Below are 15,409 nucleotides of genomic sequence, written 5' to 3' on the forward strand. Positions count from 1 at the left end.
GTATGAGTCGCAAAGCCTCGAATACCGTGACAGAGCGCTTGGCGCCCTGGGCGCTGCCGGTACTGCTGCTGGCCGCGTGGCAACTGGCGGTCAGCGCGGGCTGGCTGTCAACCCGCATTCTGCCAGCGCCAAGCGCCGTACTGTCAGCCGGCGTCGACCTGGTACGCAGTGGAGAGATCTGGACGCACCTGGCCATCAGCGGCTGGCGTGCCGGGCTGGGCTTCGTGATCGGTGGCAGCATTGGCCTGGTGCTGGGCTTCATCACCGGGCTGTCCAACTGGGGCGAGCGCCTGCTCGACAGTTCGGTACAGATGATCCGTAACGTGCCGCACCTGGCCCTGATCCCGCTGGTGATCTTGTGGTTCGGCATCGACGAGTCGGCGAAGATCTTTCTGGTCGCGCTGGGCACGCTCTTCCCCATCTACCTGAATACCTACCACGGGATCCGCAATGTCGACCCGGCCCTGGTGGAAATGGCGCGCAGCTACGGGCTTTCGGGGTTCAGCCTGTTTCGCCAGGTGATCCTGCCCGGTGCCTTGCCTTCGATACTGGTGGGCGTGCGCTTCGCACTGGGCTTCATGTGGCTGACCTTGATCGTCGCCGAAACCATTTCGGCCAACGCCGGCATTGGCTACCTGGCGATGAACGCCCGGGAGTTCCTGCAGACCGATGTGGTGGTGCTGGCCATCGTGCTGTACGCCGTGCTCGGCAAGCTCGCCGACCTGGCTGCCCGTGGCCTTGAGCGTGTGTGGCTGCGATGGCATCCGGCTTATCAAGTTGCCAGGAAGGAGGGCGCATGACCGTGCTCAAGGACAATCCGCCACACCTGCTGCGTGGCATTCCATTGGCCGCCAAGGGCCTGCGTAAAACCTTCGGCTCGCGCGAGGTGCTAAAAGGCATCGACCTGCATGTCCCGGCCGGCCAGTTCGTCGCCATCGTCGGCCGTAGCGGTTGCGGCAAAAGTACCTTGCTGCGCCTGCTGGCTGGGCTCGACCAACCAACGGCAGGGCAACTGCTGGCAGGTGCTGCACCGCTGGACGAGGCACGGGAAGAAACCCGCCTGATGTTCCAGGACTCGCGGCTGCTGCCGTGGAAAAAGGTCATCGACAATGTGGGGCTCGGCCTGTCCGGCGATTGGCGTGCCAGGGCGCTGGATGCGCTGGAGGCAGTGGGCCTGGCCGACCGCGCCAACGAATGGCCCGCAGCCCTCTCGGGCGGCCAGAAGCAGCGCGTTGCGCTTGCCCGCGCACTGATCCACCAACCGCGTCTGCTGTTGCTGGACGAACCGCTGGGTGCGCTGGATGCACTGACGCGCATCGAAATGCAGCAACTGATCGAGCGCCTGTGGGGCCAGCATGGTTTCACCGTGCTGCTGGTGACCCATGACGTCAGTGAAGCGGTTGCGGTGGCGGATCGCGTGATCCTGATCGAGGACGGCGAAGTCGGGCTCGACCTGACGGTCGACCTGCCACGGCCACGACCGCGCGGTTCGCACCGCCTGGCCGCGCTTGAAAGCCAAGTGCTCAACCGAGTCCTTTCTGCGCCGGGCACTGCGCCCGAGCCGGAGCCTGTTGCCCCCCTGCCCACGCAGTTGCGTTGGGCGCACTGAACCCCCAGAAGCCATCGAAAAGGAAACACTCCAATGACCATCAAAGCCATCAACGTCCGTAATCAGTTCAAAGGCACCGTCAAGGAAATCCTCGAAGGCCCGGTGCTGTCGGAAATCGACGTCCAGACCGCCTCGGGTATCGTCACATCGGTCATCACGACCCGCTCCGTACGTGAACTGGAACTGCAAGTGGGCAGCGAGGTGATTGCCTTCGTGAAGTCCACCGAGGTATCCATCGCCAAGCTGTGATCGAGCACGGGGCCGCCTTGCGGCCCCTCAGTGCGAACGCTTGACCAGAAAAGGTGGCAGGTACAAGCCCAGGTAGGCTTCGAATACCCGCTTGCCTTCTTCGGCCATGCGCGGGGTGATGGTCTCGTGCAATTGCATTGACCGGGCATACACCCGATCGCTCAATTCCATGGCCAAGGCGAACACATCCACATCCGCAGGCATCACCGGCAAGTGAAAGTGCTGGTCGAACAACCTGTGCATCAGGGCGCCAAGCTCCATGTCGTGCTGCCGGTCAGCCTGCATGACCTCGCTGAGGCCATGCTGCGCCAGGATCAACTGCCGCGCAGCGGCATCCTCGTTGTAGATATCCAGCATGCGTTGCTCGATCAACCGCGACAGCTCATGCCAGCGGGTGAGCATGCTGCTGTCGATCGGCGCGCCAAGCGCCTCGCGGAAAACCCTGTGTACATCGGCAGTCAGCGCTTCGAGCAGCGCAGGCACGCTGGCGAAGAAGTGGTAGACCGATGACGGCGGGATTTGCGCGCGCTCGGCCACGCTGTAGATCGACAGGCCAGCCACCCCGCCCTCGGCCAGGAGCTCGCGGGCAGCTGCCAGGATCGCTTCGATCCGGGCCTGGCTGCTGGCGCGTGGCTTGCGCGCTGGGATGCCGCGGGTCATCAGTTGCTGATTGCCAGGATACTGGCCTGGTAGGCGCCCACGAAGGTATCGAACTCGCCCACTTCTTCCTGTTCCAGCTGCGACTGTTTGGCCAGGGACTCGCGCGCCAGCGTTTCGAAGGCCTGCTGCTGGTCGGGGCTCAGGGGCTGCTCGCGCAGTGTCTGGGCGTGGAGACGGCTTTGTCGCAGCGAGAACGCGATGAAGCTCTCATCATGCTCGGTCATGCGCGCCAACACCTGGGCCGATGGGGTCAGCTCGGGGTCGTCGACCTTTGCCTGCTGGGCTTGCAGGGCCTTGGCGTGCTCATCCCCGCCCTGGGCCTGGTCGAGCAGGTCGGCCAATTGAGCGATCTGAGCAATCAGCTCGCTGGCCCAGTCCTTGAGCGGCACAGGCTGCCCATCACGCTGCAACTTCAGGCCTGGACGCCGGCCTTCTTTGACCACGCTCAGGAAATTGCTGGTGCACTGGCTGCATTCGTTGTTGTTGAGCTGTGGGCTGTCGTCCAGCGCGCAGAACAGCAAAAACGCATCGAGAAAGCGTGCTTCGGTGAGGTCGATGCCCACTGGCAGGAGCGGGTTGATGTCCAGGCAGCGCACCTCCACGTACTGCACGCCGCGCGAGGTGAGCGCCTGGATTGGACGTTCGCCGGAGTAGGTCACCCGCTTGGGACGGATGTTGGAGTAGTACTCGTTCTCGATTTGCAGAATGTTGGTGTTCAGCTGTACCCACTCGCCATCGACATGGGTACCGACCTCCACATAAGGTGGGTACGGCGTGCCTACCGCCTTGCGCAGGCTGTCGGTGTAGCTGGACAGGTTGTTGTAGCACGGCGTCAGGCCCGCCTGGGCATTGCTCTGGTAGCCCAGGTCGCTCATGCGCAGGCTGGTGGCGTAGGGCAGGTAGAGGGTGTCGCCATCGAGCTCTTCGAGCTGGTGGGCGCGGCCCCGCAGAAAGCCCTTGTCCAAGGCGGGCGAAGCGCCGAACAGGTACATGAGCAGCCAGCTGTAGCGACGGAAATTGCGGATCAGGGCGATGTACGCGGCCGACTGATAATCCCGTTCGTTTTCAGTGCTGCCTTCGGCTTCGCGCAGCAATGGCCACAGGGCCTCGGGCAGCGAGAAGTTGTAATGGATGCCGGCAATGCACTGCATGGTGCGGCCGTAGCGCAGGGCCAGGCCCTTGCGATAGACATGCTTGAGCTTGCCGATGTTGGAAGTGCCGTACTCGGCGATGGGAATGTCTTCTTCAGCCGGCAGCGAACACGGCATCGACGGGCTCCAGAGGTACTCGTCGCTCAACTTGGTGTAGACGAACCTGTGGATCTGCTCGAGGTTTTCCAGCACCGCAGCGGCGTCAGGCAGCGCCGGGGTGATGAATTCAAGCAATGATTCGGAGTAATCGGTGGTGATCTGTTCGTTGGTCAGCGCCGCGCCCAGTGCTTCGGGGTGCGGTGTCTGGGCCAGACGGCCACTGTCTGTCACGCGCAGGCATTCGCGCTCAATGCCGTGCAGACACTGCTTGAGCAAGGGGAGATTAGCGCCGAGCAAGCTCAGGCGGCGGTTGAGGAGTGTGCTCAAGATGTATTCCTTCACGCGTCAGTCGCCCCAATATGGGGGTAGAGATGACGGTCTACAAGGGTAGGGGGAAGGGAACGGGCGTTGTCGCCTGGTTTACCGCGGCCCCAGCAGTGCGCGCGCACTGCCGAAGTTACCGCAGATAATGCTTTGTGAGCTAGAGCGCGACGAAGGTTCCTTGCGCCTTGGCCACCAGCTTGTCGTCCTGGACTACGTCAGCGTCGACCACCAGCGTGCGCCTGCCTGCATGCAGCACCCGAGCGGTGCACAGCACCTCGCCATCGCTGACGGCGCGCAGGTAGTTGATCTTGCATTCGAGGGTGACGCTCTGCTGGTCGAAGCCGTGGCTGGACGAGCAGGCCAGCCCCATGGTGATGTCCACCAGGCTGAAGATCGCCCCGCCATGAAGCTTCTGGCCACGGTTGCGCAGGTGCGGCGCCACCGCCAGGCTCACCTCGGCAACGCCCCCTTCCAGGCGTTGCAGGCTGCAGCCCAGCAATTGGCTGAAGGCGCTTTGCACGTACTCGGGTGCCACGTCCATCACTTCTTCTTCAACTGCTTGGCGTTGGCGAACAGGGCAGCCATGGCGTTGTTGGCCGGCGCTGCAGTGGCGGTCTCGCGCTGACGGGGCGCTGGCTGTTGACGGCCACCCCCCTGGCCACGTCCGCCACCCCGGTTGCCTTCGACCTTCTCGCCCGGCGTATCGCTCATGCGCATGGACAGGCCGACACGCTTGCGCGGGATGTCCACTTCCATGACCTTGACCTTGACCACATCGCCGGCCTTGACCGCTTCGCGTGGGTCTTTGACGAACTTTTCCGACAGCGCCGAGATATGCACCAGCCCATCCTGGTGCACGCCGATGTCCACGAAGGCGCCGAAATTGGTGACGTTGGTCACTACGCCTTCCAGGATCATCCCAGGCTCCAGGTCCTTGAGGTCCTCGACCCCGTCCTGGAAGGTGGCCGTCTTGAACTCCGGACGCGGGTCGCGGCCAGGCTTGTCCAGTTCCTGCAGGATGTCGGTCACCGTGGGCAGGCCGAAGGTTTCGTCGGTGAATTTCTTTGGGTCCAGGCGCTTGAGGAAGCTGCTGTCCCCGATCAGCGAGCGGATGTCCCGGTCGGTGTTGGCGGCGATGCGCTGCACCAGCGGGTAGGCCTCGGGGTGAACGGCAGACGCGTCCAGCGGGTTGTCGCCGTTCATCACGCGCAGGAAGCCTGCGGCCTGCTCGAAGGTTTTTTCACCCAGCCGGCTGACTTTCTTCAAGGCTGCACGGGTGGCGAACGGGCCGTTGGCATCGCGATGGGCGACGATGTTCTGTGCCAGGGTCGTGTTCAACCCCGAAATACGCGTGAGCAGGGCGACCGACGCGGTGTTCACGTCCACGCCAACGGCGTTCACGCAGTCCTCGACGACGGCGTCGAGGCCGCGTGCCAGCTTCACTTGCGACACGTCGTGCTGGTACTGGCCCACGCCGATGGACTTGGGATCGATCTTGACCAGCTCGGCCAGTGGATCCTGCAGACGACGGGCAATCGAGACCGCGCCACGGATCGACACATCCAGATCGGGGAATTCCCGGGCCGCCAGCTCCGATGCCGAGTACACCGAGGCGCCGGCTTCGGAGACCATGACCTTGGTGATCTTCAGGGCAGGATACTGCTTGACCAGGTCAGCCACCAGCTTGTCGCTCTCGCGGCTGGCGGTGCCATTGCCGATGGCGATCAGCTCGACCGAATGCTTGGCGCACAGCGCAGCCATTACCGAGAGCGTGCGGTCCCATTCGTTCCTGGGTGCATGGGGATACACGGTGGTGTAGTCGAGCAGCTTGCCGGTGGCATCGACCACGGCGATCTTGCAGCCCGTGCGCAGGCCAGGGTCGAAGCCCAGCGTGGCGCGCGGGCCAGCGGGCGCTGCCAGCAGCAGGTCATGCAGGTTGTGGGCGAAGACGTTGATCGCCTCACCCTCGGCATTGTCGCGCAGTTCACCGAACAGGTCGGTCTCCAGGTGGGTGTAGAGCTTGACCTTCCAGGTCCAGCGCACCACTTCACCCAGCCATTTGTCGGCCGCGCGGCCACGGTTCTCGATGCCGACGTGCTCGCCGATCATCAGTTCGCACGGGTGCAGGGTACCCGGCAGCTCTTCGCCCACTTTCAGCGAAGCGCTGAGTACACCTTCGTTGCGCCCGCGGAAGATCGCCAGCGCGCGGTGCGACGGCGCGCTGCGCAGCAGTTCGTCATGGGCGAAGTAGTCGCGGAACTTGGCACCTTCCTCTTCCTTGCCGGGCACCACGCGTGCGCTGAGCACCGCTTCCTGCTTCAGGAAACTGCGCAGTTTGTCGAGCAGGGCTGCATCTTCGGCGAAACGCTCCATGAGGATGTACTTGGCCCCCTCCAGCGCAGCCTTGACGTCTGCCACGCCCTTGTCGGCGCTGACAAAGCGCGCCGCTTCGCTTTCCGGGACCAGGGACGGGTCGGCGAACAGGCTGTCGGCCAGCTCGCCCAGACCGGCTTCCAGGGCGATCTGGCCCTTGGTGCGGCGCTTTTGCTTATAGGGCAGGTAGAGGTCTTCGAGGCGCGTCTTGGTGTCGGCCAGCTTGATCTCGCGCGCCAGTTCCGGCGTCAGCTTGCCTTGCTCCTCGATGCTGGCAAGGATGCTGATGCGACGCTCGTCGAGCTCGCGCAAGTAGCGCAGGCGCTCTTCCAAATGGCGCAGCTGGGTGTCGTCCAGGCTACCGGTCACCTCTTTACGGTAACGGGCGATGAAAGGCACGGTAGAGCCTTCGTCCAACAGGCCCACGGCCGCCTCGACCTGTTGTGGGCGTACGCCCAGTTCCTCGGCGATACGGCTGTTGATGCTGTCCATGTAAACCACCTGACGTTCTTGAATACGGAGTCGCCGGTGGGCCTTTCGCCCGACGGCGCTGGATGAAAGCGGCGCATTATACCCATCGCAAACAGCTTGCGGTGATGGCCTGGCGCCAGTTGGAAGTGGCGTCCCGGGAAAAATCTGCTAACAATGCTCACGGCACGCGTTGTAGCGGCTACGCCATAATGCGCAGCGATACCAGAGGAGTAATTCATGACCGGCACGCCAACTACCGCTGAAGGTGAAAAAATTCTGATCGTCGATGACGATCCAGGGCTCAGCAGCCTGCTTGAACGTTTCTTCACCAGCAAGGGTTATCGTGCCCGCGCGGTCCCCAACACCGAGCAGATGGACCGCCTGCTCCAGCGTGAAGTGTTCAACCTGGTGGTGCTCGACCTGATGCTACCGGGCGAAGACGGCTTGTCCGCCTGCAAGCGCCTGCGCCAGCACAACAACCAGATTCCCATCATCATGCTCACGGCCAAGGGTGACGAGCTCAGCCGCATCAAGGGCCTGGAACTGGGCGCCGACGACTACCTCGGCAAGCCATTCAACCCCGACGAGCTGATGGCCCGGGTCAAGGCCGTGCTGCGCCGTCAGGCGCCTTCGGTACCCGGTGCGCCGGGCAGCGAGGACGAGTCGGTCACCTTCGGCGACTACGAGCTGTCCCTGGCCACCCGCGAACTCAAGCGTGGCAACGAAGTGCACATGCTCACCACGGGTGAATTCGCTGTGCTCAAGGCCCTGGTGATGCATGCCCGCGAACCGTTGACCCGCGACAAACTCATGAACCTGGCACGCGGGCGTGAATGGGATGCGCTGGAGCGCTCCATCGACGTACAGATCTCGCGCCTGCGCCGCATGATCGAACCAGACCCGTCCAAACCGCGCTACATCCAGACGGTATGGGGTGTGGGCTATGTGTTCGTACCGGACGGAAACGCCGGCAAATGACGCTGCTGCCTAGATGAAGACGCCGCTGTGGTTTCCGCAGAGTTTCTTCGCGCGCACCTTGTGGCTGGTGCTGATCGTCGTTCTGTTCTCCAAGGCGTTGACCCTGGTCTACCTGCTGATGAACGAGGACGTCTTGGTCGATCGCCAGTACAGCCACGGCGTGGCATTGACCTTGCGCGCCTATTGGGCGGCCGACGAAGAAAACCGTGACCAGATCGCCGAAGCGGCAGGCCTGATCCGGGTGACCGGTGCAGGCGTACCCGAGGGCGAGCAACACTGGCCCTATAGCGAGATTTACCAACGGCAGATGCAGGCCGAGCTTGGCGAGGACACCGAGGTACGGCTGCGTATCCATGCGCCGCCTGCCTTGTGGGTCAACGCGCCCAGCCTGGGCCCGGGCTGGTTGAAGGTGCCGTTGTACCCCCACCCGTTGCGCGGGCAGAAAATCTGGAACGTGCTGGGCTGGTTCCTGGCCATCGGCTTGCTGTCCACCGCATCGGCCTGGATATTCGTGCGTCAATTGAACCAGCCGCTCAAACGCCTGGTGTTCGCCGCGCGCCAGCTTGGCCAGGGGCGCAGTGTGCGCCTGCCGGTCAGCGACACGCCCAGCGAAATGACCGAGGTGTACAAAGCCTTCAACCAGATGGCCGAGGACGTCGAGCAAGCCGGGCGCGAGCGCGAGTTGATGCTGGCCGGCGTGTCCCACGACTTGCGCACCCCGCTGACCCGGCTGCGGCTTTCACTGTCCCTGCTCGGCAGCGACAGTGAGCTGAGCGACGACATGGTGCGCGACATCGAAGACATGGACGCCATTCTCGACCAGTTCCTGGCGTTCATTCGCGACGGGCGTGACGAACCCCTCGAAGAAGTCGATCTTGCAGCGTTGGTGCGTGAAGTGGTTGCACCCTACAACCAGCCCGAGGAGCGTGTTCGGCTGTGCCTGGAGCCCATACCGCCGTTTCCAGTGCGCCGGGTATCGCTCAAGCGCATGCTGGGCAACCTGATTGGCAACGCCCTGCACCATGCGGGCAAGGGCGTCGAGGTTGCAGCCTATGTCTCGGGGGATGAAAGCGCCCCGTACGTGGTACTGAGCGTGCTTGATCGGGGGGCAGGGATCGACGAATCCGAGCTCGAGACCATCTTCAACCCGTTCATTCGGGGTGACCGTGCGCGAGGCGGCAAAGGCACCGGGCTGGGCCTGGCCATCGTCAAGCGAATTGCCGCCCAGCATGGCGGAAACGTCGAACTGCGCAATCGTTCCGGAGGCGGTATCGAAGCGCGGGTACGGTTACCCTTGGGGTTGCTGTTGCCGCGCAACGCTGTCTGACCGCAAGCTTGGCCTGGCGTGCTTCCAAGGGGCGATCAGCCCCGAGGAAGCCGGCGGGCCTGGCAGGCGGCCAGCGGGGTGATCAGCCCTTGCCCTTGGTCCGGGTCTGGTTGGGCCCGCCGTTCTTCTCCAGGTGTTCGAAGATCATGCCGGCGACGTCCTTGCCGGTAGTCACCTCGATGCCCTCCAGCCCCGGTGACGAGTTCACCTCCATCACCAGTGGGCCGTGGTTGGAGCGCAGAATGTCGACCCCGGCCACGCTCAAGCCCATCACCTTGGCTGCACGGATGGCCGTCATGCGCTCTTCCGGGGTGATCTTGATCAGGCTGGCAACACCACCACGGTGCAGGTTGGAGCGGAACTCGCCTGGTTTGGCCTGGCGCTTCATCGAGGCGATCACCTTGTCACCCACCACAAAGCAGCGGATATCGGCACCACCGGCTTCCTTGATGTACTCCTGCACCATGATGTTCTGCTTGAGCCCCATGAAGGCTTCGATCACCGATTCGGCCGCCTTGGTGGTTTCGCACAGCACCACGCCAATGCCCTGGGTGCCCTCGAGGACCTTGATCACCAGCGGGGCGCCGTGGACCATCTGGATCAGGTCCGGAATATCATCGGGCGAATGGGCAAAGCCGGTGACCGGCAGGCCAATGCCACGGCGCGACAGCAATTGCAGCGAGCGCAGCTTGTCGCGCGAGCGTGCGATGGCGACCGATTCGTTGAGCGGGTACACCCCCATCATTTCGAACTGGCGCAGCACAGCGCAGCCATAGAAAGTGACAGAGGCACCAATGCGCGGGATGACTGCATCGAACCCTTCCAGTGGCTTGCCGCGGTAGTGAATCTGCGGCTTGTGGCTGGCGATGTTCATGTAGGCCCGCAGGGTATCGATCACCACCATCTCGTGACCACGCTGGGTACCGGCTTCGACCAGGCGGCGGGTGGAATACAGACGCGGATTACGCGAAAGCACAGCGATCTTCATGCAGCACCTGTCAAGGTAGTGTGGGTGGCCGGAAAGGCAGGTTTGTCTTGTACGTACTTCAGGCCCGGATTGACGACCAACTGGCCGTGAATCAGGGCCTTGGAACCCAGCAACAGGCGGTAACGCATGCTCTTGCGGCAAGCCAGGGTAAATTCGACTGCCCATACCCTGTCACCCAACGCGAGCGTGGTGCGAATGACATAACGGGTTTGGGCGTGGCCATTGGAGCTTCGGATGGTTTTCATGCTCACCAGCGGCGCCTCGCAGCGGCGGTGACGCAATTGCACGATCGAACCCAGGTGCGCAGTGAATCGGACCCACGGCTGGCCATTGCGTTCGAAAGGTTCTATCTCGGTTGCATGCAGGCTGGAGGTGCTGGCGCCGGTGTCGATCTTGGCGCGTAACCCTGCCACGCCCAGCTCGGGCAAGGCTACCCATTCCCGCAGGCCAATTACAGTCAGATGATCAAATGTCTTCACGAAACGCACCCAGCGGATGAGAGAGTGAACTGTAAGCATGGCGGGGAATTTTTGCATCCGATGCTTACGGTAGTACAGTTCCCCCAATCACGGAATTCGAGGTATCGGGATGGCACAGAAAGTCGAAGATGACGACAAGGTTCGCCTGGACAAGTGGTTGTGGGCAGCGCGTTTCTACAAGACGCGTGCGCTGGCCAAGGCGGCCATCGAAAGTGGCAAGGTGCATTGCCGTGGTGAGCGATGCAAACCGGGCAAGGAGCCGCGGGTGGGCGATGAATTCGTTCTGCGTACAGGCTTCGACGAGCGCACGGTGGTGGTAAAAGCGCTGTCGGCGGTGCGCCGCGGTGCGCCTGAAGCGCAGGCTTTGTATGAAGAAACCGAAGAAAGCGTGCGCCGGCGCGAGCAGGCTGCGGCGCTGCGCAAGGCCGGTGCCACCGGTGTCACCACCGATGGGCGGCCGACCAAGAAGCAGCGCCGCCAGATACATCAGTTGCACGGAAGCTTCGAGTAGCTGTGGCCGCATGGCGGCCCAGGCCTCAGCGCAACACGGCCATTCGGCCGACCAGCGGCAACCTGCCCAACAGCCTGAACAGCGGAGCGGTCCAGCGCACCAGCGCAGCACTGCTTCTGGCCGCCAGGGGCGTATACAGGCTCCAGCCCAGTGCCAGCACCGCCATCAACAGGCCGCCGATGTAGTCATCCTGGCCCCAGTGTGCGCCAGCGACCAGGCGTGGCAGCATGAACACCACAGCCAGCCCCCAGATCACCAGGTACTGCCCGACGCGGCGGCTGAAGACGCTCATGAACAACGCCCAGATGAGCAATACCGAGGCATGATCGCCCGGGAAGCTCTTGCTGGAACGGTCCTTCAGCTCCCAGGTTGCCTCCAGGTGTGGGTAGTAGTCGCTCAGGTGAACGGCGCCATCGAGCATCATCGACGGGCTGTTGTGTTGCCAGCCGGCCGCGTCGACCCACTTGGAAAACAGTGCCCGAATCACCACTAAGAGCAGTAGCGTGACCAGAAAGCCGAAAAATGCCTGGCGAACCTGGGCAGCCTTGAACACCCAGTCGCCGCGGATCAGCGTGGCCAGCAGGATCAGGCCGACGACGATGTCGAACGGGCGCAGGCTGCCGACGGTCCAGATGTAGCGCCAGGCAGTGTTTTCAGCCAGCGGTGCATTGAGGCTGTGGAACAGCCATTCGTCGAATGCCAGGCACAGCATCTGGCCAACAGGCCATAACCAGAAACACAGTAGTGCGATGGGCAGTAGCGTACAGGCTACCAATGGCCCCCAGGACCACCTCGCTTGGAACAGTGGTCGATTGTCCATAAGATACCTCGATCTCCTAACGGGAATGAGCGCCCGAAACGCTCGACGACGGGATTGCAAATCCCGGCAATTATCTTGTCATTATTTTCAGATAGCCAGACAACCATGAGCGATTTGCCAGATACAGATTTCACCCAACGTTTCATCTTCGACGAGCGCGATGTGCGCGGCGAGTGGGTGTCTCTCGATGACAGCTACGCCGCGGTTTTGGCGCGTCACGAGTACCCGGCGCCGGTCAAGACCTTGCTCGGCGAGCTGATGGCCGCCACCGCGCTGCTGGTCGGTGCCCTCAAGTTCGACGGCCTGCTGATCCTGCAGGCGCGCTCGGCAGGGCCTATCCCCTTGCTGATGGTCGAGTGCTCCGGGGACCGCGACATCCGTGGCATGGCCCGCTACGAGGCCGACCAGATTGCAGCCGATGCCACCCTGTCCGAGCTGATGCCAGGCGGGCACCTGACGCTGACCATCGATCCGGTCAGGGGCCAGCGCTACCAGGGCACTGTCGAACTAGACGGCGCCGACCTCTCGGAATGCTTCACCAACTACTTCGTGCAATCCCAACAGCTGAACACGCGTTTCTGGCTGCACGCCGAGGCCGGCAAGGCCCGTGGTCTGCTGCTTCAGCAACTGCCGCGTGACCGTCAGCCTGATGACGAGGAACGTGAGGACAGCTGGCAGCATGTAGTGGCCCTGGCCAAGACCCTCAAGCCGCAAGAGTGGGAGGAAGCCAACGAAACCCTGCTTCACCGCCTGTACCACGAAGATGCCGTGCGGCTGTTCGACATTCAGCCCCTGCGCTTCAATTGCAGCTGCTCGCGCGAGCGTTCCGGCAATGCGCTGGTAAGCCTGGGCGAAGCCGATGCCAAGGCGCTGGTGGAGGAATGCGGCGGTACGGTGGAGATCGACTGCCAGTTCTGCAATGAGCGGTATTTCTTCGATGCCAGCGATGTCGCACAGCTCTTTGCGGGCGGCGGCACGGACTCTGCCTCAGAAACTCTTCACTGAAACGTTTCACTACAGGAGATTCTCCTGTCGAATTGCGCAAAAGCTCGGTTCTGACAGGAGGGGCCTACTTTTTTTGGGCGTTTCTGGCATAATCCGGCCACTTTTTTCGCTGTAGTAGTTTTTCTGAAACGACTACAAAACGTTTGGAGCACTCGGCCTCGGGCCGGATGGGGTATCTCATGACGCAAGCCAACAACACCGTGTACACCGACCTGAGCGTCGATGAGCTGGTAAAAGAAGCGCTGCAACGCGGTGAAGGTGTACTAGCCGACACGGGTGCACTGGTCGTGGAGACCGGCCACCGTACCGGCCGTTCCCCGGCTGACCGTTTCATCGTCGAAGAACCTTCCACCCAGGACGCCATCGCCTGGGGCCCGATCAACCGCAAGTTCCCGGCCGACAAGTTCGATGCCTTGTGGGACCGCGTCGAGGCGTTCAACAACGCCCAGGATCACTTCGTTTCCTACGTCCACGTAGGGGCGGCGGCCGAGCACTACCTGCCGGTCAAGATGACGACCCAGACGGCCTGGCAGAACCTGTTCGGTCGTTGCCTGTTCATCAACCCGGAGCAGTTCAACCCGGCTGGCCGTGGCGAATGGCAGATCCTCAACGTCGCCAACTTCGTCTGCGAGCCTGAGCGTGATGGCACCAACTCCGATGGTTGCGTGATCATCAACTTCGCCCAGAAGAAAGTGCTGATCGCTGGCATGCGTTACGCTGGCGAAATGAAAAAAGCCATGTTCTCGGTACAGAACTTCCTGCTGCCGGCTGCCGACGTACTGCCAATGCACTGCGCGGCCAACATCGGCGAAGAGGGTGATGTCACCCTGTTCTTCGGTCTGTCCGGCACCGGCAAGACCACGCTGTCGGCTGACGAGAGCCGTTACTTGATCGGTGACGACGAGCACGGTTGGGGTGAAGGTGTCGTCTTCAACATGGAAGGTGGCTGCTACGCCAAGTGCATCGACCTGTCCGAGAAGAACGAGCCGGTCATCTGGAAAGCCATCAAGCATGGCGCCGTGCTGGAAAACGTCGTGCTCGATGCCAACAAGCACGCCGACTACAGCGACGTCAGCCTGACCCAGAACAGCCGCGCCGCCTACCCGTTGGAGCACGTGGCCAAGCGCTCCGAGGCGAACCTGGGTGGCGAGCCGAACGCGGTCATCTTCCTGACCTGCGACCTGACTGGCGTACTGCCTCCCGTGTCGATCCTGAACAACGAGCAGGCGGCCTACCACTTCCTGTCCGGCTACACCGCGCTGGTCGGCTCCACCGAAATGGGCTCGGGCGGCGGCATCAAGTCGACCTTCTCCACCTGCTTCGGCGCGCCGTTCTTCCCGCGTCCTGCTGGTGAATACGCCGAGCTGCTGATCAAGCGCATCAACGGCTTCAACTCCAAGGTCTACCTGGTTAACACCGGCTGGACGGGCGGTGGCTACGGTGTGGGCAAGCGCTTCAGCATTCCGACCACCCGTGCCGTGATCGCTGCCATCCAGAGCGGCGCGTTGGTCGGTGCTGAAACCGAGCACCTGGACATCATCAACCTGGACGTACCGAAGTCGGTACCAGGCGTCGAGACTGACCTGCTCAACCCGCGCACCAACTGGGCTGACAAGGCTGCCTACGACGAAGCCGCCAAAGGCCTGGCCAACCTGTTCATCGAAAACTTCAAGAAGTTCGATGTGTCCGATGCCATCAAGGCTGCGGGTCCTCAACTGTAAGCTGAAGCAGGTTGTAGTAAAAAAGCCGCCCTTCGAGGCGGCTTTTTGCTGGGAGCTTCAAAAAGGTTAGTTCGGTCAAACGGCTCATTTTCTGATTCACTGTGTCCATCCAATGTGAAACCGCGAGCCTGCCCGATGATCCAGCCTCCTCAGCGCACTGCCTTTTCTCACGTGCATCCGATCCTGACCCGCGCGCAAGACAACGACGCCAACGGCCATATCGCGGGCTCGACCGTGCATGCTTATTTCGAAACGGTCATTCAGGCCTTTTTGATTGAGCAAGCCGGACTGGATCTGCGCGACGGCGCATTGGCGGCGTTCGTGGTCAGCTCGGCGTCGGACTTCTATGCCCTGCCGGGCTTTCCGGACGTACTGGAGGTTGCGCTGGGTGTGACGCGTCTGGCTGGGAGCACCGTGGAGTACCGGCTGGCGCTGTATCGTCCTGGTGAATCCCAGGCTTGTGCGGCGGGGACGGTGGTGCAGGTTTTCATTGACCGAGCCAGTGGCCAGCCGGTTGCGCTGCCGGCGCAGTTGGCGGCCAGGTTAGCGGCGCTTGCAGAGCAGGCCCCATGAAAAAACCCCGCCTCAAGGCGTAATGCTGTTCATTTAGGGCCGCTCCGCGACCCATCGCGGCACAAGGCCGC

The 15,409-nt window shown here is 62.5% G+C and carries 16 protein-coding genes; 9 read left to right on the forward strand and 7 right to left on the reverse strand.

The genetic code is table 11. The features are described from left to right. The first annotated feature begins 2 nt into the window (after positions 1 to 2). From ssuC to B2S33_RS05715, 3 genes are read left to right on the forward strand one after another with little or no spacing between them, the layout of a single operon-like run. Positions 3 to 800, forward strand: a complete 798-nt coding sequence (ssuC, locus tag B2S33_RS05705) for an aliphatic sulfonate ABC transporter permease SsuC (RefSeq protein WP_027914127.1) — start codon at positions 3 to 5, stop codon at positions 798 to 800. Beyond that, positions 797 to 1,609, forward strand: coding sequence for an aliphatic sulfonates ABC transporter ATP-binding protein (ssuB, locus tag B2S33_RS05710; RefSeq protein WP_027914126.1), 813 nt, complete (start codon positions 797 to 799; stop codon positions 1,607 to 1,609). Before ssuC ends, ssuB begins: the two co-directional genes overlap by 4 nt. A gap of 33 nt (positions 1,610 to 1,642) precedes the next feature. Continuing rightward, positions 1,643 to 1,858, forward strand: coding sequence for a TOBE domain-containing protein (locus B2S33_RS05715; RefSeq protein WP_003255829.1), 216 nt, complete (start codon positions 1,643 to 1,645; stop codon positions 1,856 to 1,858). 27 nt (positions 1,859 to 1,885) lie between these two features. On the opposite strand, the gene B2S33_RS05720 is transcribed toward B2S33_RS05715, so the two are convergent. From B2S33_RS05720 to B2S33_RS05735, 4 genes are all read right to left on the reverse strand, one after another. Further along, the gene (locus tag B2S33_RS05720; RefSeq protein WP_027914125.1) at positions 1,886 to 2,518 is read right to left on the reverse strand and encodes a TetR/AcrR family transcriptional regulator; all 633 of its coding nucleotides are present in this window, start codon (positions 2,516 to 2,518) and stop codon (positions 1,886 to 1,888) included. Further along, on the reverse strand, positions 2,518 to 4,095 hold the full coding sequence (gshA, locus tag B2S33_RS05725) for a glutamate--cysteine ligase (protein WP_232097758.1): 1,578 nt from the start codon (positions 4,093 to 4,095) through the stop codon (positions 2,518 to 2,520). Before gshA ends, B2S33_RS05720 begins: the two co-directional genes overlap by 1 nt. Positions 4,096 to 4,249: 154 nt before the next feature. Further along, a complete protein-coding gene (locus tag B2S33_RS05730; RefSeq protein WP_110607267.1) occupies positions 4,250 to 4,633 on the reverse strand; it encodes a PaaI family thioesterase in 384 nt (127 codons plus the stop codon). Beyond that, positions 4,633 to 6,957: a Tex family protein gene (locus B2S33_RS05735; RefSeq protein ID WP_027914122.1), complete on the reverse strand. Its 2,325-nt coding sequence runs from the start codon at positions 6,955 to 6,957 to the stop codon at positions 4,633 to 4,635. Before B2S33_RS05735 ends, B2S33_RS05730 begins: the two co-directional genes overlap by 1 nt. 216 nt (positions 6,958 to 7,173) lie before the next feature. Here B2S33_RS05735 and ompR point away from each other — a divergent pair, with 216 nt between their 5' ends. Then, positions 7,174 to 7,914, forward strand: coding sequence for a two-component system response regulator OmpR (ompR, locus tag B2S33_RS05740; RefSeq protein ID WP_027914121.1), 741 nt, complete (start codon positions 7,174 to 7,176; stop codon positions 7,912 to 7,914). 13 nt (positions 7,915 to 7,927) lie between these two features. Continuing rightward, the gene (locus B2S33_RS05745) at positions 7,928 to 9,241 is read left to right on the forward strand and encodes an ATP-binding protein (RefSeq protein WP_027914120.1); all 1,314 of its coding nucleotides are present in this window, start codon (positions 7,928 to 7,930) and stop codon (positions 9,239 to 9,241) included. Positions 9,242 to 9,323: 82 nt separating this feature from the next. Here B2S33_RS05745 and rimK read toward each other — a convergent pair whose 3' ends face one another. Both rimK and B2S33_RS05755 read right to left on the reverse strand, forming a co-directional pair. After that, positions 9,324 to 10,229 (reverse strand): 30S ribosomal protein S6--L-glutamate ligase, encoded by a 906-nt coding sequence (gene rimK / locus B2S33_RS05750; RefSeq protein WP_027914119.1) that lies wholly within the window; start codon positions 10,227 to 10,229, stop codon positions 9,324 to 9,326. Then, on the reverse strand, positions 10,226 to 10,708 hold the full coding sequence (locus B2S33_RS05755) for an ATP-dependent zinc protease (protein WP_023535750.1): 483 nt from the start codon (positions 10,706 to 10,708) through the stop codon (positions 10,226 to 10,228). Before B2S33_RS05755 ends, rimK begins: the two co-directional genes overlap by 4 nt. A gap of 109 nt (positions 10,709 to 10,817) precedes the next feature. On the opposite strand from B2S33_RS05755, the gene B2S33_RS05760 reads away from it, so the two are divergent. Continuing rightward, on the forward strand, positions 10,818 to 11,219 hold the full coding sequence (locus tag B2S33_RS05760) for an RNA-binding S4 domain-containing protein (RefSeq protein WP_027914118.1): 402 nt from the start codon (positions 10,818 to 10,820) through the stop codon (positions 11,217 to 11,219). A 25-nt stretch (positions 11,220 to 11,244) separates the two neighbouring features. Here B2S33_RS05760 and B2S33_RS05765 read toward each other — a convergent pair whose 3' ends face one another. After that, entirely contained in the window at positions 11,245 to 12,039 is a 795-nt protein-coding gene (locus B2S33_RS05765; protein ID WP_027914117.1) for a phosphatase PAP2 family protein, read from the reverse strand. A 105-nt stretch (positions 12,040 to 12,144) separates the two neighbouring features. On the opposite strand from B2S33_RS05765, the gene hslO reads away from it, so the two are divergent. From hslO to B2S33_RS05780, 3 genes are all read left to right on the forward strand, one after another. Next, positions 12,145 to 13,044, forward strand: coding sequence for an Hsp33 family molecular chaperone HslO (hslO, locus tag B2S33_RS05770; RefSeq protein WP_028688178.1), 900 nt, complete (start codon positions 12,145 to 12,147; stop codon positions 13,042 to 13,044). A 179-nt stretch (positions 13,045 to 13,223) separates the two neighbouring features. Further along, positions 13,224 to 14,765 (forward strand): phosphoenolpyruvate carboxykinase, encoded by a 1,542-nt coding sequence (locus tag B2S33_RS05775; protein ID WP_023535742.1) that lies wholly within the window; start codon positions 13,224 to 13,226, stop codon positions 14,763 to 14,765. A gap of 135 nt (positions 14,766 to 14,900) precedes the next feature. Continuing rightward, positions 14,901 to 15,338, forward strand: coding sequence for an acyl-CoA thioesterase (locus B2S33_RS05780; protein WP_288650050.1), 438 nt, complete (start codon positions 14,901 to 14,903; stop codon positions 15,336 to 15,338). The last annotated feature ends 71 nt before the right edge of the window (positions 15,339 to 15,409 follow it).

It is taken from the genome of Pseudomonas sp. UBA5568 (assembly GCF_002425525.1).
Taxonomy (GTDB): domain Bacteria; phylum Pseudomonadota; class Gammaproteobacteria; order Pseudomonadales; family Pseudomonadaceae; genus Aquipseudomonas; species Aquipseudomonas fulva.

Coding starts and splice junctions, on each gene's coding strand:
- ssuC (WP_027914127.1), top strand. CDS start 3: ATGAGTCGCAAAGCCTCGAATACCGTGACAGAGCGCTTGGCGCCCTGG.
- ssuB (WP_027914126.1), top strand. CDS start 797: ATGACCGTGCTCAAGGACAATCCGCCACACCTGCTGCGTGGCATTCCA.
- B2S33_RS05715 (WP_003255829.1), top strand. CDS start 1,643: ATGACCATCAAAGCCATCAACGTCCGTAATCAGTTCAAAGGCACCGTC.
- B2S33_RS05720 (WP_027914125.1), bottom strand. CDS start 2,518: ATGACCCGCGGCATCCCAGCGCGCAAGCCACGCGCCAGCAGCCAGGCC.
- B2S33_RS05730 (WP_110607267.1), bottom strand. CDS start 4,633: ATGGACGTGGCACCCGAGTACGTGCAAAGCGCCTTCAGCCAATTGCTG.
- B2S33_RS05735 (WP_027914122.1), bottom strand. CDS start 6,957: ATGGACAGCATCAACAGCCGTATCGCCGAGGAACTGGGCGTACGCCCA.
- ompR (WP_027914121.1), top strand. CDS start 7,174: ATGACCGGCACGCCAACTACCGCTGAAGGTGAAAAAATTCTGATCGTC.
- B2S33_RS05745 (WP_027914120.1), top strand. CDS start 7,928: ATGAAGACGCCGCTGTGGTTTCCGCAGAGTTTCTTCGCGCGCACCTTG.
- rimK (WP_027914119.1), bottom strand. CDS start 10,229: ATGAAGATCGCTGTGCTTTCGCGTAATCCGCGTCTGTATTCCACCCGC.
- B2S33_RS05760 (WP_027914118.1), top strand. CDS start 10,818: ATGGCACAGAAAGTCGAAGATGACGACAAGGTTCGCCTGGACAAGTGG.
- B2S33_RS05765 (WP_027914117.1), bottom strand. CDS start 12,039: ATGGACAATCGACCACTGTTCCAAGCGAGGTGGTCCTGGGGGCCATTG.
- hslO (WP_028688178.1), top strand. CDS start 12,145: ATGAGCGATTTGCCAGATACAGATTTCACCCAACGTTTCATCTTCGAC.
- B2S33_RS05775 (WP_023535742.1), top strand. CDS start 13,224: ATGACGCAAGCCAACAACACCGTGTACACCGACCTGAGCGTCGATGAG.
- B2S33_RS05780 (WP_288650050.1), top strand. CDS start 14,901: ATGATCCAGCCTCCTCAGCGCACTGCCTTTTCTCACGTGCATCCGATC.